This is a genomic window from Microbulbifer mixtoriginis (SeqCode), assembly GCF_052468275.1.
On record NZ_CP174341.1, the window covers coordinates 2362789 to 2383745 of the forward strand.

The 20957-nt window shown below is 50.5% G+C and carries 21 protein-coding genes; 13 read left to right on the forward strand and 8 right to left on the reverse strand.

Annotated features, from left to right (window positions below; genetic code table 11):
• The first annotated feature begins 26 nt into the window (after positions 1–26).
• Positions 27–878, forward strand: a complete 852-nt coding sequence (locus ACJJIC_RS10465) for a LytR/AlgR family response regulator transcription factor (protein ID WP_444910018.1) — start codon at positions 27–29, stop codon at positions 876–878.
• Here the strand turns inward: ACJJIC_RS10465 and tcdA are convergent.
• The 4 genes from tcdA to ACJJIC_RS10485 all read right to left on the reverse strand — a co-directional run bounded on the left by tcdA (position 875) and on the right by ACJJIC_RS10485 (position 3114).
• Positions 875–1681 carry a tRNA cyclic N6-threonylcarbamoyladenosine(37) synthase TcdA gene (gene tcdA / locus ACJJIC_RS10470; RefSeq protein ID WP_444910017.1) on the reverse strand — a complete coding sequence of 269 codons (807 nt, stop codon included), beginning with the start codon at positions 1679–1681 and terminating at the stop codon, positions 875–877. The genes ACJJIC_RS10465 and tcdA overlap by 4 nt on opposite strands.
• A complete protein-coding gene (locus ACJJIC_RS10475) occupies positions 1668–2123 on the reverse strand; it encodes a thiol-disulfide oxidoreductase DCC family protein (protein ID WP_444885431.1) in 456 nt (151 codons plus the stop codon). The genes tcdA and ACJJIC_RS10475 overlap by 14 nt, the downstream gene beginning before the upstream one ends.
• 35 nt (positions 2124–2158) lie before the next feature.
• Complete coding sequence (locus ACJJIC_RS10480; protein ID WP_252085360.1) at positions 2159–2623, reverse strand: FKBP-type peptidyl-prolyl cis-trans isomerase; 465 nt, start codon at positions 2621–2623, stop codon at positions 2159–2161.
• A 131-nt stretch (positions 2624–2754) separates the two neighbouring features.
• On the reverse strand, positions 2755–3114 hold the full coding sequence (locus ACJJIC_RS10485) for a globin family protein (protein WP_252085361.1): 360 nt from the start codon (positions 3112–3114) through the stop codon (positions 2755–2757).
• 334 nt (positions 3115–3448) lie between these two features.
• Between ACJJIC_RS10485 and ACJJIC_RS10490 the strand changes: the two genes are divergently transcribed.
• From ACJJIC_RS10490 to ACJJIC_RS10505, 4 genes are all read left to right on the forward strand, one after another.
• The gene (locus tag ACJJIC_RS10490; RefSeq protein WP_252085362.1) at positions 3449–3877 is read left to right on the forward strand and encodes an HIT family protein; all 429 of its coding nucleotides are present in this window, start codon (positions 3449–3451) and stop codon (positions 3875–3877) included.
• Between the two features lie 133 nt (positions 3878–4010).
• Positions 4011–4820 (forward strand): GIN domain-containing protein, encoded by an 810-nt coding sequence (locus tag ACJJIC_RS10495; protein WP_444910015.1) that lies wholly within the window; start codon positions 4011–4013, stop codon positions 4818–4820.
• Between the two features lie 104 nt (positions 4821–4924).
• A complete protein-coding gene (locus ACJJIC_RS10500; protein WP_444910014.1) occupies positions 4925–6394 on the forward strand; it encodes a YcjX family protein in 1470 nt (489 codons plus the stop codon).
• Complete coding sequence (locus ACJJIC_RS10505; protein ID WP_444910013.1) at positions 6394–7530, forward strand: TIGR01620 family protein; 1137 nt, start codon at positions 6394–6396, stop codon at positions 7528–7530. The genes ACJJIC_RS10500 and ACJJIC_RS10505 overlap by 1 nt, the downstream gene beginning before the upstream one ends.
• Positions 7531–7596: 66 nt before the next feature.
• Here the strand turns inward: ACJJIC_RS10505 and ACJJIC_RS10510 are convergent, their stop codons facing one another.
• Entirely contained in the window at positions 7597–8109 is a 513-nt protein-coding gene (locus tag ACJJIC_RS10510) for a hypothetical protein (protein WP_252085366.1), read from the reverse strand.
• A gap of 229 nt (positions 8110–8338) precedes the next feature.
• Between ACJJIC_RS10510 and gorA the strand changes: the two genes are divergently transcribed.
• Positions 8339–9694 (forward strand): glutathione-disulfide reductase, encoded by a 1356-nt coding sequence (gorA, locus tag ACJJIC_RS10515; RefSeq protein ID WP_444910012.1) that lies wholly within the window; start codon positions 8339–8341, stop codon positions 9692–9694.
• A gap of 159 nt (positions 9695–9853) precedes the next feature.
• On the opposite strand, the gene ACJJIC_RS10520 is transcribed toward gorA, so the two are convergent.
• A complete protein-coding gene (locus ACJJIC_RS10520) occupies positions 9854–10207 on the reverse strand; it encodes an HPF/RaiA family ribosome-associated protein (protein ID WP_252085368.1) in 354 nt (117 codons plus the stop codon).
• Positions 10208–10748: 541 nt separating this feature from the next.
• On the opposite strand from ACJJIC_RS10520, the gene ACJJIC_RS10525 reads away from it, so the two are divergent.
• Positions 10749–11690 carry a hypothetical protein gene (locus ACJJIC_RS10525; RefSeq protein ID WP_445356869.1) on the forward strand — a complete coding sequence of 314 codons (942 nt, stop codon included), beginning with the start codon at positions 10749–10751 and terminating at the stop codon, positions 11688–11690.
• Between the two features lie 37 nt (positions 11691–11727).
• Here ACJJIC_RS10525 and thpR read toward each other — a convergent pair whose 3' ends face one another.
• Entirely contained in the window at positions 11728–12336 is a 609-nt protein-coding gene (gene thpR, locus ACJJIC_RS10530; protein WP_445356870.1) for an RNA 2',3'-cyclic phosphodiesterase, read from the reverse strand.
• 147 nt (positions 12337–12483) lie between these two features.
• On the opposite strand from thpR, the gene ACJJIC_RS10535 reads away from it, so the two are divergent.
• Positions 12484–12975, forward strand: a complete 492-nt coding sequence (locus ACJJIC_RS10535; RefSeq protein ID WP_445356871.1) for an Hsp20 family protein — start codon at positions 12484–12486, stop codon at positions 12973–12975.
• A gap of 1 nt (position 12976) precedes the next feature.
• Positions 12977–13630: a class I SAM-dependent methyltransferase gene (locus tag ACJJIC_RS10540; protein ID WP_445356872.1), complete on the forward strand. Its 654-nt coding sequence runs from the start codon at positions 12977–12979 to the stop codon at positions 13628–13630.
• On the opposite strand, the gene ACJJIC_RS10545 is transcribed toward ACJJIC_RS10540, so the two are convergent.
• The gene (locus ACJJIC_RS10545; RefSeq protein WP_445356873.1) at positions 13610–14596 is read right to left on the reverse strand and encodes a GlxA family transcriptional regulator; all 987 of its coding nucleotides are present in this window, start codon (positions 14594–14596) and stop codon (positions 13610–13612) included. The two genes, ACJJIC_RS10540 and ACJJIC_RS10545, sit on opposite strands and share 21 nt — an antisense overlap.
• 137 nt (positions 14597–14733) lie before the next feature.
• On the opposite strand from ACJJIC_RS10545, the gene ACJJIC_RS10550 reads away from it, so the two are divergent.
• The 4 genes from ACJJIC_RS10550 (at position 14734) to fadA (ending at position 20936) form a co-directional block, all read left to right on the forward strand.
• Complete coding sequence (locus ACJJIC_RS10550) at positions 14734–16590, forward strand: beta-ketoacyl synthase (RefSeq protein WP_444904395.1); 1857 nt, start codon at positions 14734–14736, stop codon at positions 16588–16590.
• Positions 16591–16683: 93 nt separating this feature from the next.
• On the forward strand, positions 16684–17313 hold the full coding sequence (locus tag ACJJIC_RS10555) for a helix-turn-helix domain-containing protein (RefSeq protein WP_445356874.1): 630 nt from the start codon (positions 16684–16686) through the stop codon (positions 17311–17313).
• Positions 17314–17592: 279 nt separating this feature from the next.
• Positions 17593–19749 (forward strand): fatty acid oxidation complex subunit alpha FadB, encoded by a 2157-nt coding sequence (gene fadB / locus ACJJIC_RS10560; RefSeq protein WP_444885420.1) that lies wholly within the window; start codon positions 17593–17595, stop codon positions 19747–19749.
• 11 nt (positions 19750–19760) lie between these two features.
• Positions 19761–20936 (forward strand): acetyl-CoA C-acyltransferase FadA, encoded by a 1176-nt coding sequence (gene fadA / locus ACJJIC_RS10565; RefSeq protein ID WP_444890727.1) that lies wholly within the window; start codon positions 19761–19763, stop codon positions 20934–20936.
• Positions 20937–20957: the final 21 nt, after the last annotated feature.

Genomic DNA, 20957 nt, shown 5'->3' on the forward strand with positions numbered 1-20957 from the left:
GCAAAAATGCATGGGGATTGGAATAAATGACGGTACAAATGTACCTGGCGCGCAGGCGGCAATTTGAAATAGGGCTCTGCATTCTGTTCTTATTCGTACTATGGCTGGTGCAATTTACAGTAGTGTACCTGGAGCATCTCGGAGCGGATTCCAGATTCAAGCCTTGGGAGTTTTTGGTTTGGGAGGGCACCAGTATTCTGGTTGTGGGGCTGTTGTTCCCATTGATTCTGATCTGGGATCGTCGCTTTCCCCTAAGTAAGGAAACACTTGCTCGACATTTATTTATACATCTACTGCTGACCCTGCCTTGGTCGCTTTTACATGTTGTTGCTATGGTGGCACTGCGTACGGCGATCTACTACCTCGAAGGTGGCTCCTACAATTTTGGACACTGGGGAATTGAATTTTTCTATGAGTACCTGAAAGATTTTCGTACTTATGGCTTTCTACTGGGGGCTGTTTATTTATATCGTTTTCTCCTACGCTGCATACAAGGTGAGTCACTAGAACCCCCGGATGAAGGGCGACCTAAAGACTCTATTGAGCGCCCGGAGCGCCTTTTAATAAAGAAGCTGGGTAAAGAATTTCTGGTGAATGTAAAAGATATCGAGTGGGTGGAAGCCGCTGGGAATTATGTAAATTTGCATTTGGGAGAAAGAATTTATCCCCTTCGCGATACCATGGCAAAGTTACTGGAACGTTTAGACCCAGATGACTTTGTGCGGGTGCACCGCTCTTATATTGTGCGTTTGGATTCCATTGCCGAGATAGTTCCCCTTGAAAGTGGGGATGCGCGTATTTGCTTAAAAGGTGGCCAACAAATCCCTGTAAGTCGTCGCTACAGGGATCTGCTCAGGACTCAGTTGAGGTCGGCTTAGCTTGTGCTTTTTGCCTGAAGAAGCCTTTCTATAGCTCGGGAAGCTGCCACAAAGCCAAAAGTGCCGGTAACCATGGTGGCTGCACCAAAGCCACCACTGCAATCTAATTTAACCCCATTCTGCATGGCGCTTTTCTGCTGGCAAACGTCACCATCGGGTTTCGGGTAAACCATCGACTCGCGGGAGAAAATGGCGTCCACACCGAACTGCCGTTTGCTGCTCTTTTGGAAATTGTGAAAACGATAGAGATGCTGACGCACCTTGGCCAGCATGGGGTCGTTGATGGTGCGACCGAGATCCGCACACTCAATGGCCTGTGGGGAGCGCTTACCACCGGCGGAGCCAACGGTGATCAGACGCAATTTTCGCGCTTTGCAGTAGGCAACCAGCGAAGCTTTAACTCGCGCATTATCGATGGCGTCAATAACAATATCCAGAGAATCTCTATCGGGGTCGATCAGCTCGGCCAGATTGTCTGTGGCGATAAAGTCATCGATAGCGGTGACCTGAATCTCCGGGTTGATCTGCCTGAGTCGGTCGGCCATGACCTCGATCTTCATGTGTCCAACCGTTGAGGAGAGGGCATGGCACTGGCGATTAGTGTTGGTGATACATATATCGTCGAGATCAATTAGTGTCAGGGCGCCTACACCACTTCGGGCAAGTGCCTCAGCGATCCAGGTACCCACACCGCCGATGCCGATAACTAATATATGGGCCCGATTCAATATCTCCAGGGCATGGTTACCATACAGGCGGCCGATACCGCCAAAGCGTTGTAGGTATTGTTCAGACAGACTCATTGGGGCTCTTTTCCGATACTTCTTCCAGAAAGCGGTGCTTGTCTACTGCAGAGGGCAGTAAACAACTACTGCGCCGGCCAAACCAGCGGTAGCGATTGCGCGCTACCAAATCGTAGAGCCAATCCCGCACTGAGCGCGGAATGTAGCGCAAAACCACAAGATAACGCCAGTAGCCATCAAGGTTGGCTGAGATACGAAGGGCCGCCTCACTCTTATGGTATTGCTGGAAGCAATCTCCCTGTCGCTCTAATAGAATCACGCTCTCATAGGTTTTCAGGGGTAGCCCAAGCTTCCTCAAGTAGTGCTGGCCAGCCTGGGACTGTACTCTGCAGAGCGTGAAGCGACAATGAGGGTCGTACTTTATGAGCAGATGGCTCCAGCCGTTACAAAGGTTACACTGGCTGTCGAAGAGGACGATTTTTTCAGGAGGAGAGGGGGGCATGGGGGAAAATAGCGGCCCGGAGGCCGCCAATATCTTTAGTGAACGTGACCGTGATCGATTTCTTCCGCGGTTGCGTCGCGCACTGAGATAACTTCGATCTCAAAGTGCAGCTCCACTCCGGCCAGAGGGTGGTTGCCGTTAATAGTAACTTCATCGCCATCAATATCGATAATTTCGACTTCAATGGGGTGGCCATCGGTGCTCTGGGCGTGGAAAGCCATGCCAACTTCGAGCTCTTCTACACCGGAAAAGGCGCTGCGGGGCATTGTTTGGATCAGCTCTGGGTTTTGCACGCCGTAACCTTCCTCAGGAGAGATCACCGCAGTGAACTTGTCTCCTGGTGCTTTTTCCAGCATTTCCCGCTCAAGGCCAGGAATAATATTGCCCACGCCCTGTAAGTACTTAAGCGGCTCCCCATTTGCGGAGGAGTCGATGACCGTTCCGTCAGCATCTTTCAGGGTGTAGTTGATTTCCACAACTGTGTGGTTGGCAATCTTCATGGATAGTCTCTGATTGAAGAGTGAGTGAATTAGCGCTTACCGCTGCGCTGGAAAACGGGAGGTAAAGGCTGTGAGGATGCAATTGTATTGAGAGGTTACATACGCCGCAACTTGTGCGGCGCAAGTGGGGGTTAACAAGCGATGGAAAGGTCTTGCTCGCAGCCACCGTAAAGGCTACTCGCTGTTTGTATAAGACTTGTACTAAGCTGCCATGGAAACCCCAGCTCTTCCAAGCGCGCTTCCAGATATTCGAGCAGGGCGTCAAACAGAGCTGGATTCAGACCGCGAGCCAGGAAACTGGCGCGACTACTGCGATCAGGCTCGGGCTGTTCAGAAAAGGCGTGGTTTAGGAATTGTGCTTGGCGGCTTTGTTGTTTGCGATGATCACAGGTTTCGTAACTGGAAAGGTGGCGGCCTATGGTTTCGTAAAATTCATTGACTGTATGACAGACAAATTTAGCACCACCGACCTGTTCTAACAGGCTGTTCATATCTCTCCCCCCGGTGAGCAGTTGGTACTGAAATATAAAATTCCGCAGAGCCCAAAATATTGTGATAGAAAAAATGCACAGGATGCACTGGCTCATTAACGGTACAACATTAATTGCTCAGCAGCGTAAGTCATATTCTCTCGGACTGCCAACGTGCTTTAAGAAAATTGTCATTTTGTTCGACAGGTAGTAGTCCAGTTTGCCTTTATCTACGCCAAATAAAAAATTGCTTTTAAGATAGTGTTTTTTATCCCTTTATTCTGAGTTTTTTAGCGTAGATGTTAGACTGCACGCTTGAACTAAATAAAAAATTTGCAACTGATTGGATTAAATTATGGCAAGCATTTTTACTCAAATTTTGAATGGGGACTTACCGGGCCACTTTATCTGGAGGGATGAAAAAGCGATTGCAATCATGACCATTTCCCCCATTAAGCCGGGGCATTGCCTGGTAATCCCGGTTGAAGAAATTAACCACTGGGATGATGTGCCAGCCGAGCTTGCGGCACACTTAATGTTGGTTGCACAAAAAGTCGCCAAGGGACTAAAGGCTGTGTATTCACCCAAGCGTGTAGGTGTGATGATTGCAGGGCTGGAGGTACCGCACACCCATATTCACCTGATTCCTGTCGATGAATTGACAGATTTTGATTTTTCCCTGCAAAAGAGTGCAACATCTGAGCAGTTGGCTATTGAGGCTGAGAAAATTCGTAGCGCACTCGTTCAGCAGGGCTGTTCAGAGGCAGAGTGTGTCAGAGGTTAATTTCTGAACGCAATTTAGAGACTATTTGGTCACCCACTTTGTGCCTTCATAAATTTTCTGGAGGCACTGCATCCAATTCGTATACTCGGGTAGTCAAGTAATACGTAACAGTGATAATTACGAGAATTTTGCAATGGCAACCATGAAAAAAGCTTTTTTAGCCCCGCTGTTTGCTCTGCTGGCCCTTTTTGTCCTCAGCAGCGCCCAGGCTGAGGGAGATAAAAAAGAAACTAAAAGTTTCGATGTCAATGGCTTTACCCGGGTTTCTCTACGAGGCAGTTCTCACGTTGAAGTGATTCAGGGGGATCATTTTGCCGTGAATGCCAGTGGTCCGGCTGAAGTTATGCCCCATGTCAAAGCGGAGGTGAAGGGCAACACTCTGGAGCTGTATGTGGATGACAACACTCAACACTGGTTCGGTGTGATTACCATTACCCGTGATAGGGACCAGAAGGTGCACTTCACGGTCACCATGCCAAAGGTTGAGGCATTGGAGGTAGCTGGTTCCGGGCAGGCCGTGGCAGAAACCTTAGAAAGTGAAACCATTGACCTCGGAGTCACGGGTTCTGGTACTGTGCGTGTTGCCAAAGCTGCGGCAGAAAATCTCAGTGCTTACGTGACAGGCTCTGGGGACCTGATTCTCGATAAGGCACTATCGGTCAACAGCGAGATTGCTATCAGCGGTTCCGGCGATATTTTCCTCGGAGGCATCACTGGAGAGAAGCTCTCAGCGGAAATCAGGGGCTCCGGTGATATGCGAGTCGGTGGCCGTGTAGCAGATGTCAATATTCGTATCATGGGATCTGGTGACTTTGTCGGCCGCAGCCTGCGCGCAGATAATGCCAGTGGCGCGGTCATGGGATCAGGGGATATCGTTCTTAAACGCCCGCAAAGTGATTCTTTTTCCGTTATGGGGTCTGGTGATGTTGCACTGGTAGACTAACTGCTCTATTGATCTGCATAGTAGGCACTGCCACAGCGCAGTGCCCTCCTCATTAGGGCCAAACCTTCTTCGGCCCAGTTTTCTATTTTGGAAGTGAACTCCCCATGGAATCGCAGGCGACAGGGTCCGGGCAAGTGAGCCTGGAGTACCCTTCAGATCAAGTAGACAAACGCAGTAAGCGTCTCAAGGAAAAGTTGCGTCACTGGGGGCGGGGTGCGCAGGAAAAATCTCATTGGTTGGCAGAGCGCCTTATGGACCGCCGTGTCTGTGTTGGAGTGACAGGTTTGAGTGGGGCTGGTAAATCGACTCTGCTGACCAGCCTTATCTACCAGTTGAGTCACCCGCAGAAAGCACAACTACCGGGCTTTGCCCCAGCGTTAAATGGAGACCTTTTGGGGGCAGAGTTAAAGCCTGCTCTCGATTCTGGCCTGCCAGTCTTTGACTATGAAGGCTGCTTGAGTGCTTTGATGTCCCATCCACCGAGATGGCCACAAAGTACCCGAGATGTATCGGCAATGGAATTGCACATTCACTTGCGACGGCATCGTCGTTTAGGGCGGGGCGATCATAAAACCTTGATCCTGGAGCTGCGGGACTACCCAGGTGAGTGGTTGATGGACTTGCCGATGCTGAGAATGGATTTTCGCGACTGGTGTCGCCATCAAGCCCATATTATTGCGAGCGATACGCGCGCTGGGTTGGCCCCGGGGCTGCTAACACGCTTGGCAGCGCTCTCCCCCGAGGCTGAGGCAAAGGAGTCAGAGCTGCAGTCATTGTGGCGGGAATATCGTCAATTTCTATTGGACTGCCGCGAAAAGCGAAAACTCAGCTATCTGCAGCCGGGACGAGCATTGTTGGATGACGAGGATTATCAGCTATTACCTCTGCTGGATCTCAGAGGCTTTAGTGCCGATCAATTGAAACAGTTGCCTGACGGTAGTAATTATCAGGTTCTGCGTCGCCTTTATGAGGCTTATGTGGAGGGGAAGGTGGCCCCTTTTCTCGAGAGCCATTTTAAACACCTCGATCGGCAGCTGGTCCTGGTGGATATGATCGGCACCTTGTTTGCGGGTGAGCAGGCTTTGGAGGATATGCGTCTGGCTTTTACTCATATTGCCGATACTTTCCGCTATGGAGAGTCTGGGGTCCTGAGTAAGTTATGGCGTCCTAAGGTGAATCGCTTGCTCTTTGCCGCGACTAAGGTTGATCAGGTGCTTGCGGCTGATCACGATGCCTTGCGTCAGCTGCTTGGCCAGCAACTGCAGCAAACTTTTACCGGAGCGCGCCACCGTGGCTTGCCGATCTTTAGTGAAGCCATTGCTGCTGTGCGTTGTTCCCGCGAGGATCAGCGTAATGGGCGGCGTATGCTGGTTGGATATGACCTGGATGGTCGCTATCTGGGTTTTGAGAATGCCGAGATATTCTCGCGCCTGCCCAGTGAAGAGAGTGGCTGGGGTCATTATACCGGGGCTGCTCCACCCCAGTTGCGCCCCCCGCAAGGTATGGACTCAGGTTCCATTCCTCATATCCGCGTCGATGCGCTTTTGAATTTGTTGCTTGGAGATAAAGTTTGATGGGTGATGAGAATAAACAGGCTCCTCGCCGGGTAACGCGGATAGAGTCCCTGCAGGAACCAGAAAGTGAAGCCCCTCACCGGGATACTACGCGTGTAGAAACCCTGCAAGAGGAAGGGGAGGACATTCCGAGATCTATTACCACGGGAGAATCACTACCCGATAGGATTGCCTTTTCTGAGTTGCGCCTGCCTGTTTTTCGCCTGAAATGGTTAAAGCCGGCACTGCTTTCAAGCGTAGCACTAATAGTGGCTGTACTCGCTTGGGAATTACGCCAGATGTATACCTGGGCGGCAGATAAGCACTGGAGCCTTGGTATTCTCGCAGGAGTGGTGATAGCGAGCCTTGCAGCGGCAATAGCCAGTTCCCTGTGGGAATTTTTCCGTGCTGGTCGGCCACTGCGCAAGCTGCAAAAAACACAGGCAATGGCGGCCGACATGCGAGAGTGCCGCAGCCATGAAGAAGCGGAATCTCTCCGTAGACAGTTGCAGCTGCATTTTTCAGGAAAACCTCAGGGTATACTGCTCAACCGGGTACTGGATGAGGCGCCGGATTATTATGACAGTAGTGAGTTACTGCAGCACTTGGAAGTGACTTTTCTCGATGCACTCGACCAGGAGGCACAACGCCGCGTAGTTCGTCACGCGACAGCAACTGGGGCATTGGTAGGTCTCAGTCCTTTTGCCAGTATTGACATCCTTGTTGCCCTGCGCCAATCGTTACGAATGATTGATGATGTTGCACAAATTTATGGCATTCAACCTTCGCTTGTAGTGCGTTGGCGCCTTTTCAAGAAAGTACTTGCGCTGGTGGCTTATAGCGGTGCCAGTGAATATGCGATCAGCGAGATATGGCCAGATTTGGTCGGCGACAGTGTTGTTAGTACAGTTTCTACTCGTTTGGGGCAAGGTGTGGGCGCAAGTTTTTTTGTGGCGCGTATTGGACTTTCTGCGATGCAGAGCTGCAGACCCATCCCTTTTACTGAAAAACAGCGCCCGCGCCTGGGCGCATTGGTTAAACGCATTGGAATCGGGTTGAAAGAGCGGATGCCGGATGTTTTTTCTATGGTCGGGCTTGGCAGTCGGGCTGGCAGCTCCCCCGCTAAGCCCGCGACGAAGTTCACCAGAAAAAGCTGATTTCGTCGCTGCGACAAGGCCCGCAAGATACTGCGGGCCGAATGTTTTCAGGATGTAGTGACGGCCCTACTGGAACTGCTTTTTCATCAGCAGGCGTGTGTGGTGGCGATCCACCAATTCTGCCAGGGTGGCAAAGCGTCGTTTGATAAAGGGGGCGGGGTTGTTATTTCCAGCATCGTCCCGATATTCAACGCCTGAGCGGACATGTTGCAGTTCTCGAGTTAACTCGTTTATCGCCGAAAAAATATTTTGAGTATCGTCCTGGCTATGGAAAACGTAAGCGTTATTGGTATCCACCAAGTAGGCGTTACATTCATTTAGCCACTCAAGCCGCTGCTCTAGAAATCGAATTGTATTGCGGATACCGCCTTTATATTCTGGGTTGAAGTGCTCGTTTACATATTTGTCTAGGCTGCGCATGCCTGCCCCGACAAACTGCTCTACCACACTGCTGCAGTATTCTTTTGTGAGATAACTAGGATGGGTATTGGCATTGCTAAGGGAGCTTGAAATCAGCAAAGACAAAAGCCCCAAGGTTCGAAGGATGGCTAAAGAAGGAGAGTTCATTGTCTTGCCCATGGGTTACTCTTTCTAGTGGCTGTTATTCTATCCGCCAAACCTGCTCAGTTGTTCTAACACTTTGTTTAGCGAAGTATTTTTTGTGATAGTTGTCACATGAATATAGAAGCGACAAATAGGTGTCAACGGTTATTAAGTGCGGAGTGACAGCTCTGGCGCGAAAGGTGTGTTGTGGGGAAGTATCCCTTGCGTTGTAAGTTAGGTAATAAATTAAAGACAGAGGTTTGCTTTGGCTGAATATGAATTTGATCTATTTGTGATTGGGGCGGGCTCTGGTGGTGTACGAGCTTCGCGTATGGCTGCCGCCCAGGGAATGAAGGTGGCGGTGGCTGAAGATCGCTACATGGGGGGGACCTGCGTAAACGTCGGGTGCGTTCCCAAAAAATTATTCGTCTATGCCAGTGGATTTAATGAGGACTTCACCGATGCTAGAGCCTATGGTTGGAACAGTTCGCCGGCTGAATTTCACTGGCCAACATTGCGTGAAAATAATGCACGTGAAGTGTCCCGCCTCAACGATATTTATCGAAACCTATTAGCAAACTCAGATGTGACGGTCATTGACGGCCGTGCCAAAATTACTGGCGCCAATAAGGTGATGGTGAATGGTCGCGAATACACGGCACAGAGAATTCTGGTAGCAACAGGAGGTTGGCCCTTTGTCCCAGATATTCCTGGGAAAGAATTCATCCTGACCTCCAATGAGGTGTTTTCCATGGAAGCCTTCCCCAATAGAGTACTGGTTGTTGGTGGGGGGTATATTGCCGTTGAGTTTGCTGGGATATTTGCTGGTTTAGGTGCTGAGACACACCTCTCTTACCGGCGTGATTTATTCCTACGTGGCTTTGATCGCGATATTCGCCATTTTGTCCGTGATGAGATGGTAAAAAAGAATATTGATTTGAAGTTTAACCATCAAGTGAGTGCCATTGAAAAGTTGCAAGATGGTAGTTTTTTAGTACATGTCGAGGACGGCTCCAGTTTAAATGTGGATATGGTCCTCTATGCAACAGGCAGAGTTGCCAATACTGAAGGACTCGGTTTGCAGGAGCAAGGGGTCGTGTTGCATCGTGATGGCACAATCTCAGTGGATGACAATTTCCGCACGAATGTCCATTCTATCTATGCCCTTGGGGATGTTACCGGTGAGCCACAGTTGACGCCTGTGGCCCTTGCGGAGGCGATGGCTCTAGTAAAGCACTGGCGCACAGGAACAACTGCGGAGATTGATTATAACAACATTCCCACCGCAGTATTTTGTCAGCCCAATATTGGAACTGTAGGGTTGTCAGAAGAAGAGGCCAGGGACTCCGGAGTTAGAGTTACCATTTACAAGTCAGAATTCAGACCAATGCGTCATACAGTAAGTGGGAATACCGAGCGCACCCTAATGAAGTTAGTGGTCGATGCCGATACTGATAAGGTGATTGGTGTTCATATGGTTGGTGATGATGCTGGTGAGATTATCCAGGGCTTGGCTGTTGCTTTGAAAGCGGGGGCGACCAAGAAAGTCTTTGATGAAACCATCGGAATTCACCCAACGGCAGCAGAAGAGTTCGTCACTATGCGTACACCAGTACAGTAAGGCTGGTAGTGGATATAATTTGTGGTGACTATCCTCGAGGCGCCTCTTGAGTATTTAGCTCTAAAATTGAGGGCTGCTAAAGAAAAATCTTAAAATCCCCCCGCTTTTAAAGCGGGGTTTAATGCAAAAACGGCGCTGGTGCGCCGTTTTTGCTCTCTTCTAGGATTCTTCTTCGACTTCATAAAGCGCCTGATGACGCTGCGCTTTTTTGCGCTCGCTACGCTCTTTTAGGCAGCGTTCTGCGGAGGCAAATGTGTCATTCACCGCTCGGTGGATAGACTCATTTTCATTACTGATGGTCACGGGATTGCCACTAATGGCAAGTTCAAGGGAGGCTTTGTATTGCTTGCCTTTGCTTTTGTGTTGGTGGGGAGCTTCCAGAACTACACGACTATGTATGATGTCGCCACAATAACGTTCCAGTTTGTGTAACTTTTTAGATACCGTATTTGACAGGGCAGCAGATTTGTCGATATCGCGGAACACAATGTTATCGTTAGGCGCTGATTTCATGGATAAATACCTCCGGTTATAGGAAACCATGCAGGCCGCTTGTGCGGTTTGCTATTCAAAGAAGGTAGGGCGCCCTAATGGGAGGGGTCGAGTCCGCAGTTGAATCGCCGAGTCGCCGGTAGCGCAACGAATAATTGCTGTCTGAGCAGCTCTGGGTGTTTTACGTCCGGGTCGGGTTTCCGCTGTGTTCAGCGATCGTCTCCCTGTTACCCATAATGCTTCCGCTAAAAAAAAAATCAAGCGCTATCGCTTGAAAATGTCACATAAAATTCGGCGAAGCGTCATTAAGACGACTTTAGCACTTAGGTTTAAGGGGATTATTCATCAAATGGGGGCAAGGGGTGGACGAGAGGTCATTGCTCGCGAGCTCAGGCCTGCGTAAAATTGACAGTGCTGCGACAGAGTACATAAAGTTTTGAACAAAATTTAACCTCTGCGCTTTTATCTTACGAGTGTCGAAAAATCGAGAAACAGGTTCTGGACAATGGCGGTAAAGCGGTATTGCTCGCTCTTCTTGGCGGGCTTAGTAGTTTTTAGCGGAATGGCAGCGCAGGCGCAGTCAAACCTCACTGTGGAAAAAAACCGACTGGCGCGCCTGGAGCAGTCCCTGGAAAACAGGCAGGTTGAGCTGGAAGATATTGAGAATGAACTGCTTTCTTATGAGTATAAGCTCGAGCGTGCGCAGGAATCTCTCAACGAGCTTCGCAAAGAGTATGAGGCGAGCCGTGTCGAGCTCGAGGAGGCGCGTAGGCTCCATGAATCCAATGGCACCTCAGATTCTGAGCGTCGCCTGACCAAAGCCAAGCACGGCTTTGCAATGGCCGAGCGAGGGGTGGATAGCCGCAGCCGACGCTTAGAGTTTATCAAGGTGAACCACCAAGAGCTTTTGGCTAGGCTCGACGAAGAGAAAAAAGGCATTGCCGAGACCAAGGCCAAGGTTTCTGCCCAGCAGGATAAGATTAGCCAGGTGGTGGATTCTATGCTGGCCAAGGCAGAGGCTTCTGAGAGGCGCGCCGCTTTGGCAAGAAGTGCTAAAGCTGAAGCAGCAAAGCAAAAGCCTCCTAAGCTGAAGACAGCGGCAATTGAGAAACCCCAGAAACGGCAGGTGCAACCTGAGCCGGTTCCGACTGTTAAGAGAGATATTGATCCCGAGTTGCTTGCCTATGTCGAGCGGGAACAGAAGCGTCTGAGTGAATTACTATCCGACAAAGATGGGGAAAACAAACAGACTTTCCGCAGTTTGCTTCTGAAGCCGTCAAGTGGGGATCGCCAACCTTTTGAGTTCCTGGGGAAAAACCAATATCGTTTGGTGGCAACAGTTGAGGCGGGTAGGCAGACGTACAAAATCAATACTTGGAAGTTCCGTCGCACTATACCCGCAGAAGATGATGGCGAGCGCTATGTTTTTATTTTTGATGCTCGGCGCCTTTCACGTCCCCGTTTGGTGATGTATCCAGAATATGCCTTAGACGCTCTCAAATAGGAAGCTCCAGCCTCTCAGGAGGATACAAAAAGCCCGCTCAGTTCGGGCTTTTTTTATTCTGTTTTAGTAAGGGTACTTTGAGTAAGGAGTGGTAGTGGCTTTTTCCTGCCAGGGGAACACTCTCATAAAGAATGACATTTTCGACTAACACGGATGAGTTTAGGTTGCGCGGTGCAATATGCCGAAACCCCTCTTTATTGCGACTGCGCGCTAAGGTGATATGGGGTCGATATTCCTGACTTTCTGGTTCCATTCCAAGCTCGCCAATAAATTGCCGGCATTCCTCATGGAGTTCAGTTAAATTAGGATTTAGGGCTAATTCTACCGCAAGAATTTTGGAGTGCTGTTTTGGGAAAGGGGTTAAAGAACAAACCCTACTTTGAAAACTTCTTTTGCAGTGGGCAAGCTCAATAAGTCCCTGCTTAAGCAGGGGGATTTTTTCTTTCGGAGTGCTCCCAAGAAAAGCCAAGGTCAGGTGCCAGTTATTGGGGGTTGTCCAGCGTATATGGTTGGTAGTTGTGTCTTTTAGCTGCTTTTGGCACTGAGTGGTTATCTCGTCTAGGAATGCTTGTGATGCCACATCAGGTTTAATACCAATAAATAACCTGCTAGTGGATTGATCTGACAAATTTTCTTCTCTTTGCATTTTTTCCCTTTGGGACCTTGAAATAAAACTTGTGGCCCATACCTATTGAGTACGGCTGGTAGCTTTGAGTGTGAGAGTGCCCCGTTAGCAATGCTCGTGCTTATTGGCGAGCAAAATTGAATATTGCTCTGAATTGAGGATATAACTATGCGTAATTTTGATTTTTCCCCTCTGTATCGATCTGCAATTGGTTTTGATCGTATGGCCAGTCTGCTGGATGCAATGAGCTCCAGTGAGCAAAAACAACCCTCATACCCTCCCTATGATATAGAACTTACTGGTGAAGATAGCTATAGAATTACTATGGCTGTGGCTGGGTTTGAGCAATCTGAACTCGATATTCAGGTTGAGCAAAATCGCTTAAGTGTGAGTGGTAAAAAACCAGAAGATATTGCACAAAGAAACTTTCTCCATCGAGGAATTGCTGCGAGAAATTTTGAGCGACGCTTCCAGCTGGCAGATCACGTCAAAGTGACTGATGCGAAGCTTGCCAACGGCCTGCTTCATATAGAGCTGGTTAGAGAAATACCTGAAGCGATGAAGCCTCGAAAAATCCAGATCAGTGAAGGCGCTTTACTGAATCATGAGCAGGCTGAAAACGTCACGACGAAAAAAAAGCCTGAAACGGTAGCTGCATAAGTTGACACTTTCTTGCCCCCTGTGCCGCCATCGCGCGGCACAACTCTATTATCGAGATAAATTTCGCAGTTATTACCAATGTAATAACTGCGAATTGGTGTTTGTACCCGCAGAATATCATTTGACTCCAGTTGAAGAGCATGCCTATTACAATCTGCATGAAAATTCTATGGAGGATGAAGGGTATCGCCGTTTCCTAAGCCGTTGTGCCAAGCCCTTATTGAAAGAGCTCTCTGTTACTAGTGTGGGGTTGGATTTTGGCTGTGGACCAGCGCCATTATTGGCGCGAATTTTAGAGGAGCAGGGTCATAAAGTTGAGTTGTTCGACCGTTATTACTTCCCTGAGCGTCGGGTGCAGGAAAAAAGCTACGACTTCATAGTGGCGACAGAAGTGGTGGAGCACTTGAGCGCGCCTGGCGATGAGTTGTCGGCTTTGTGGACACGATTACGAGTTGGCGGTGTGCTGGCACTGATGACCAAGCTGGTTATTTCTCGAGAACGCTTTGCCAGCTGGCATTATATTCGCGACCCAACACATATTTCCTTCTTTTGTGTTGAAACCTTTCAATGGCTGTCGCGAAAATTAGGTGCGGAACTACACTTTGCAGATAGTGATGTTATCTTCCTGAAGAAGTCAGGTATTGACCCGGAATAGCTTGGCTCTGACGGTGGTCCGATATTCGCTTGGTGTAGTGGCAAGGAATTTTTTGAACAGTGCAGTGAAGTGCCCCATATCCTGGTAGCCAACTTTTTCGGCAATTTCATTCACGGATAGATTACTGGATTGCAGCAGTTCCCGAGCCATATCTACACGAACATTTTGCAAATATTGCAGCGGTGTCTGTCCTGTAGCTAATTTAAAGCGGCGGTTGAAGGAGCGCACACTCATGTCGAACATTTGTGCTACCTCACTGAGGCGCACCTCGGTATTACAGTGCTCTTTTAGCCATGCCTGGGCCTGTACAATATCCTCGTCTGGATGTAGATGCACCGAACCCTCTGAGTAAGCAATTTCCTCAAACGGTCGGCGAATTTCATGGGAGAAGTTACGCTCCACATGACTGGCTACAGCGGCTCCATAGAGCTGGCGAATCATATGAACCGTGACATCTGCCAGGGCATTTACGCTGGCGGCACAAAAAAGTTTGTCAGCCTGAGTGATAAAATACTGGCGCTTCAATTTAACTTTTGGGTAGTCCGCGCTGAACTGGTCGAAATAGTGCCAGTGTGTAGTGGCGGGTTTGCCATCAAGGAGGCCTGCCTCGGCTAGAAAGCAAACTCCAGTACCCACGGCGTTGATCGCAGCTCCACCTTCGGCCTGGCTCCGTAGCCATCTTAAAAGCTTTCCACTGCGCTTCAGGGCTGGGCGGGGATTGCGCCAAAGCGCAGGAATGTAGATCAAGTCGCTGTCTGGTGCCTCTTCCAAAGACACGTCAGGTTGAAAGGTAAAGCCGCAGCGGGTTTTTACCGCTTGTCCATCTATGCTGGCTGTTACTAGGCGCAAGGGCTCTGCCAGCCTTTCCACTCGGGCGCGGCTTTCGGCACCGCGCAGCATTTCTAAGGGCAGAACTGTGCCGGTGGCCAGCATTTGATCAATCAGAAGAAAGGTAACCGTTCGCATTACATACTCAGGCGGGGTTGCGCCATTGGCCAAAACACTCAATTTTGCTGGCCAGTATGCCCATAACTGGACGGAATCGCCAGCCCCTACACTCCCAAATATCAAATTTGTAGTGTTTAGCTTGGCTGGAGGTCAGGATGCAGCGCCTTCCCGTAATTACCGCGTTCGGTGGTTTTAACCCTGCAGGACGCAGCTCCTTTCACCGGGGCTATGCCCGCATGGTGCTCGACAAACTCGGACAGAGGGAGCGGACTGATACGCTTTCTGATCTCGCCGCATTGATGGGGTTGCGTACAGGCGTCGAGGCCAAAGGCCCCCTCGAGTCAGCGCTGGAGGAAAAGGTTCTCAAGGGCACCTTGGTGCGAGAATTGGAAGCGCGAATCTACGATTATCACAGGTGTCATTTTCACCAGGCGGCGAATCTTTCAAATCCCGCTGGTATTTCTTTTGAGATTTCTACCCGCCAACTGCCCCATCCACTGCCAGAAGGATGGCAAGTGGAGACTATTGGTAGTGGTAGGGTTCGTGTGGCTACATCAAGTTTGTCAGTCATGCTGGATAGCTTTCGCGAGATCCCAGTGGGGGCGGCAGGACAGCTGCCCACAGGCTTTGAGCCTGGTGAGCTTTACAATTCCCGATTCCACCCGAGGGGATTGCAGTTGGCAGTGTTGGGTGCATCTGATGCTGTTCTCTCTATGGGGGTGGATTGGCAGGATGTTGTTGCTGCAGCTGGTCCCGGTAATATTTCTGTTTACGCCTCCTCAGCGATGAGTCAACTCGACCCTTATGGAAACGGAGGCTTGATGCAGTCCCGCTTGCGCGGTTCCAGGGTTAGCTCCAAGCAGTTGGCGCTTGGGCTGAATAGTATGCCGGCAGACTTTGTGAACGCCTATGTGCTGGGTAATGTTGGATCTACTGGGGCGGTTACCGGAGCTTGTGCGAGCTATTTATACAATTTGCGCGCAGGGGTAGAGGATATTCGCAGTGGTCGGGCCAGGGTGGCCGTTGTTGGTGCTACTGAAGCGCCATTGGTTCCCGAGATTGTTGATGGTTACTCAACCATGGGCGCGCTTGCTACCACTGAAAATCTGCGAAAGATTTCTTCGGGCGAAGTGGACTTCCGCCGCACTAGTCGCCCGTTTGGGGAGAATTGCGGTTTTACTTTGGGGGAGGGTACCCAGTGGGCCATCTTAATGGATGACGCTTTGGCCGTTGAACTAGGGGCGAGTGTCCACGGTGCGGTTACAGGGGTGTATATCAACGCTGATGGCTTCAAAAAGTCGATTTCCGCACCGGGGCCAGGTAATTATCTAACGATGGCCAGGGCGATGGCGGAGTCGAAAGCTATTGTCGGGGATGAAAGTCTGAAGAAGCGCAGTTTTGTTCAGGCCCATGGATCTAGCACACCGCAAAATCGCGTAACAGAGTCTGCGATTCTCGATCGCTTGGCTTCCGTTTTTGGTGTGCAGGAATGGCCGGTTTGTGCTGTTAAAGCTTATCTTGGGCACACGATAGCGGTGGCGAGTGGTGACCAGTTAATTTCGACCCTGGGAGTTTTTGATAGGGGAATTTTACCGGGTATCGTCACGATTGACAGAGTGGCAGATGATGTTCACCAGAATAACCTGCAGATCTCTTGTGAGCATGTGGAGAGGGATCCCGCTTCACTGGATCTCGCTTTCCTGAATTCTAAAGGTTTTGGGGGGAATAATGCGACTGCGGCTGTACTCTCTCCTCACTTGACCCGCTCAATGCTGGAAAAACGCTATGGGTCAAAAAAGATGCTTGCTCATCATAGAAAAAATGAGTCTGTCGTGGAGCATGCTGTAGCGTACGATGAAAAAGCAAGCAGAGGAGATTTACAAACTATCTACCGTTTTGGAGAGGGGCTGGTAGATGATGCTCAAATAGGTCTTTCTGTTGATAAGGTCTCATTTCCAGGGTTTCCTCCTGTAGAGCTCGATGTTGATAACCCCTTTACCGATATGGTTTAAAAGGCCCGTGCATCGGTAATGTATGATGCTTAAAATTTTTCCTGCTAATTAAGGGGGAAACCTCCTTTGGCAGTTGGCGGAGTGAGAGATTCAATGTCAGACATGGATGTTTGTAATGAAGTTAGTGATGCCGGGGATCTTGGTGCCCGGCTGAAGCTGGTGCGAAAAATTTATGGGATTTCCCAGCGACAACTTGCGCGGCAAGCGGGCGTTACCAATGCCACTGTGTCTTTTATAGAGCAGGGTCGGGTTAGCCCATCTGTGGGATCGCTTGAGAAGATATTGAATAGTGTGCCCATGTCTCTGGCTGAGTTTTTCTCCCTGGAACTTGCCGAGCCAGAACAAATTTTTTTTCGCGCCAATGAAATGCCCGATATTGGTAATGGTCGGGTTTTCTGTCATTTGCTCGGCGGCTCCCGCCAGGTTCGCGCCATGACAATCCTCCGTAAAGTGTTTCCCGCTGGGCAGGATACCGGTTCAGGCCAATTGCTACTCAATGGGGAGGTGGGGGGGATTGTTATTGCTGGAGAGCTGGAGGTTACAGCAGGATCAGAGTTTGCCCTGCTAGAGGAGGGGGATGGTTATTACTTAAATGCACGGCGCCCACATCGCTTCCGCAACCCCGGAAGTATTGACTGTGTGGTTTTCAGTGCCGTGGCTGCCACTCCCTCATCGAATATTCCCTGCGCTTCCCGTCCAAACGAGTCTTTCTATAAAGGGTGATTTACGCCACCGTGCTGAAAAGGTGGATTGATCCGCGATAGACTGACTCCGCCTGTGTAACCAGCCTGTGAGATATGGCTGGTTGTTTTCTGTACTTTGGCGCTCTTGGTGCCAGTTCTTTTGTAAGAAATAGTATTCAAACAATCGTTTGAATCTGGCTATACTACGGCTGACCATATTGGGCCAAAGTGTCACCGCACCCTGCGGGGCGGCCCTTGGTTGCAAAAAAATTCCGACCCCGGGTCCAGGATTGCGGCCCAGAATAAAAGAGGTCAATCAATGTTATTTAGTGGCAAAGCGCTCACGGTTCAGATGCTGGATAACGGCATCGCCGAGCTTAAATTCGACCTGCAAGGCGAATCCGTCAACAAGTTCAACCGCCAAACGGTTTCCGAATTCTCTCAGGCTCTGGATGCAATTGAAGCAGCAGATGGCATCAAAGGTGTGCTGCTGACCAGTGGCAAGAGCGTCTTTATTGTCGGTGCTGATATCACTGAGTTTGGCGGTGCTTTTTCTGCAGGCGCAGAGGGCGTTGCTGATCTGATGAATCAGAACAACGAAAATATCAACCGTCTGGAAGATCTGCCGGTACCGACTGCGGTGGCAATTAATGGCTACGCGCTCGGTGGTGGTTTTGAAGTGTGTCTTGGCTGTGACTTCCGCCTGATGGGCGAAGAGGCCAAAGTTGGCCTTCCGGAAGTTAAACTGGGCTTGATCCCGGGCTGGGGCGGCACCGTTCGCCTGCCGCGTGTAGTGGGTGTTGATGTCGCTGCTGAGTGGATTGCAGCAGGTAAAGAACAGAAGCCGGCTGCCGCTCTGGAGGCTCACGCTGTTGATGCGGTGATCCCCACTGACAAACTCAAAGATGCAGCGGTCAAGCTGCTTGAGCGCGCTATCAATGGCGAGCTGGACTACAAAGCCATTCGCGAACTCAAGAAATCTCCGATTCCCTTGAATGACACCGAAGCGCTGATGGCCTTCTTTACCACCAAGGCATTTGTGGGTCAGCAGGCGGGCAAAAACTACCCTTCTCCTGTAGCTGCGGTTGAGTCAATCGAGCAGGGCTACAAGCTGACTCGCGATGAAGCGCTGAAAATCGAGCAAGAGAAGTTTATTTTCTGCGCGCAGACTGGTACTGCGAAATCTTTGGTAGGGCTGTTCCTGGCTGACCAGGCAATCAGCAAGGTTGCCAAAGGTTGGGAGAAGAAAGCCGATAAGCCGATTGAGCGTGCGGCAGTATTGGGTGCTGGCATTATGGGTGGCGGTATCGCTTACCAGTCTGCCTACAAGGGCACTCCGATCAAGATGAAGGATATCGACCAGAAGGGTATCGACCTTGGTCTGAATGAGGCGAACAAGCTGCTGTCCAAGCTGGTTGATCGCAAGCGCCTGACCCCCGTTAAAATGGGTGAAGTGCTCAACCGTATCGAGCCTACCTTGAGCTACGACGGCTTCAACGATATCGATGTTGTTGTGGAAGCCGTGGTTGAAAATCCCAAGGTGAAGCACGCAGTATTGAAAGAAGTGGAAACCAAAGTAAGCGAAGACACTGTAATCGCTTCTAACACCTCCACTATTTCTATTAACCAGCTGGCTGAGCCGCTCTCCCGCCCGGAAAACTTCCTCGGCATGCACTTTTTCAACCCAGTGCACAAAATGCCGCTGGTTGAGGTGATTCGCGGAGAGAAAACTTCCGACACAGCTGTAGCTCGCGTTGTTGCCTACGCAAACAAGATGGGCAAGAAAGCTATTGTTGTACGCGACTGTCCGGGATTCCTGGTTAACCGCGTTCTCTTCCCTTACTTTGCCGGTTTCTCCATGCTGGTGCGCGATGGCGCTGACTTCCAGGCCGTTGACAAGGTGATGGAGCGCTGGGGTTGGCCGATGGGGCCCGCTTACCTGATGGATGTTGTCGGAATCGATACCGGTGTTCACGCGGAAAGCGTAATGGCTGAAGGCTTCCCCGATCGCATGGGTAAAACCTTTACCGCTGCTTCCGACGTTATGTATGAAGCGGGTCGTTACGGCCAGAAGAACAACAAAGGCTTCTACAACTACGAGCAGGACAAAAAAGGTCGCCCGAAGAAAGTGGCTACCGAAGAGTCCTACGCGCTGCTTAAGCCGCACGTGGCTGAGCGTCGCGAGTTTGAAAAAGACGAAATTATCGAGCGCATGATGGTGCCTATGGCCACCGAGCTGGCTCGCTGCTTGGAAGAGGGTATCGTTGATTCCCCGGCTGAAGCCGATATGGCGCTGATCTACGGCATTGGCTTCCCTCCATTCCGCGGTGGAATCTTCGCGTGGCTGGACAGTATTGGTCTGGATGAGTTCGTGAAGATTGCCGATAAGTACGCCGATCTGGGTGAGCTGTACAAGCCGACCGATCGCATGCGTGAAATGGCCGCAAGTGGCAAAACCTACTACGGCGACAAGTAAGGAGAATAGCGATGAGTTTAAATCCTAGAGATGCCGTAATCGTCGACTACGCGCGTACGGCCATGGGTCGCTCGAAGAATGGTGTATATCGCCATGTTCGCGCCGATGATATGTCCGCTGAACTGCTGAAAAAGTTCATGCAGCGCAATGACAAGCTCGATCCTGCCGAGATCGATGACCTGATCTGGGGCTGTGTTATGCAGCGCGATGAGCAGGGCTTTAACGTCGCTCGCTTTATCCTGCTGCGCGCAGGTCTGCCACACACTATCCCGGCGCAAACCGTCAACCGCCTGTGCGGCTCCTCTATGTCCTCCCTGCATACTGCAGCTGCCAACATCCAGGCTGGCGTTGGCGATGTGTACGTTGTGGGTGGTGTTGAGCACATGGGTCATCTGAACATGATGGAGCATGTTAGCCCCAACCCAATGCTGGGTCGCTATATGGCTAAAGCTGCCGGCTCCATGGGTATGACGGCTGAATACCTGGCGATGATGCACGGTATCCAGCGTCAGCAGATGGATGAGTTCGGCGCACGCTCTCACCATCGTGCCGCTGAGGCTACCAAGGCTGGCAAATTCAATCGCGAAATTATCGCTATTGAAGGCCATGACGATGACGGCGTACCTTTCCTGGTTGAGACGGACCAAACCATCCGTCCTGACACCACCGTGGAAGGTCTGGCTCAACTGAAGCCGGCATTCGACCCGAAGCACGGCCAGGTAACAGCTGGCACCTCCTCTCAGATCACCGACGGTGCTTCTGTGATGCTGGTAATGTCCGCTGAGCGTGCTCAGGCTTTGGGTATGACCCCTATTGCTCGCGTGAAGGAAATGGCGCTGGCCGGTGTTGATCCGTCCATTATGGGTTATGGCCCGGTGCCTTCCACCAAGAAGGCGCTCAAGAGAGCGGGTCTAACTGTCGGCGATATCGACAAGTTTGAGCTGAATGAGGCATTTGCAGCGCAGGCGCTGCCGGTGCTGAAGGACCTGGATCTGCTCGAGCAGATGGATGAGAAGGTCAACCTGTACGGTGGCGCTATCGCTCTTGGCCACCCCTTCGGTTGCTCAGGCGTTCGCATTACCGGTACCTTGTTGAGTGTTATGCAAAACGAGGGTGGAAACCTTGGTGTATCCACCATGTGTATCGGCTTGGGGCAGGGAATCACCACGATTGTTGAGCGAGTTTAATCTCCCTCACCCCACAAAAGG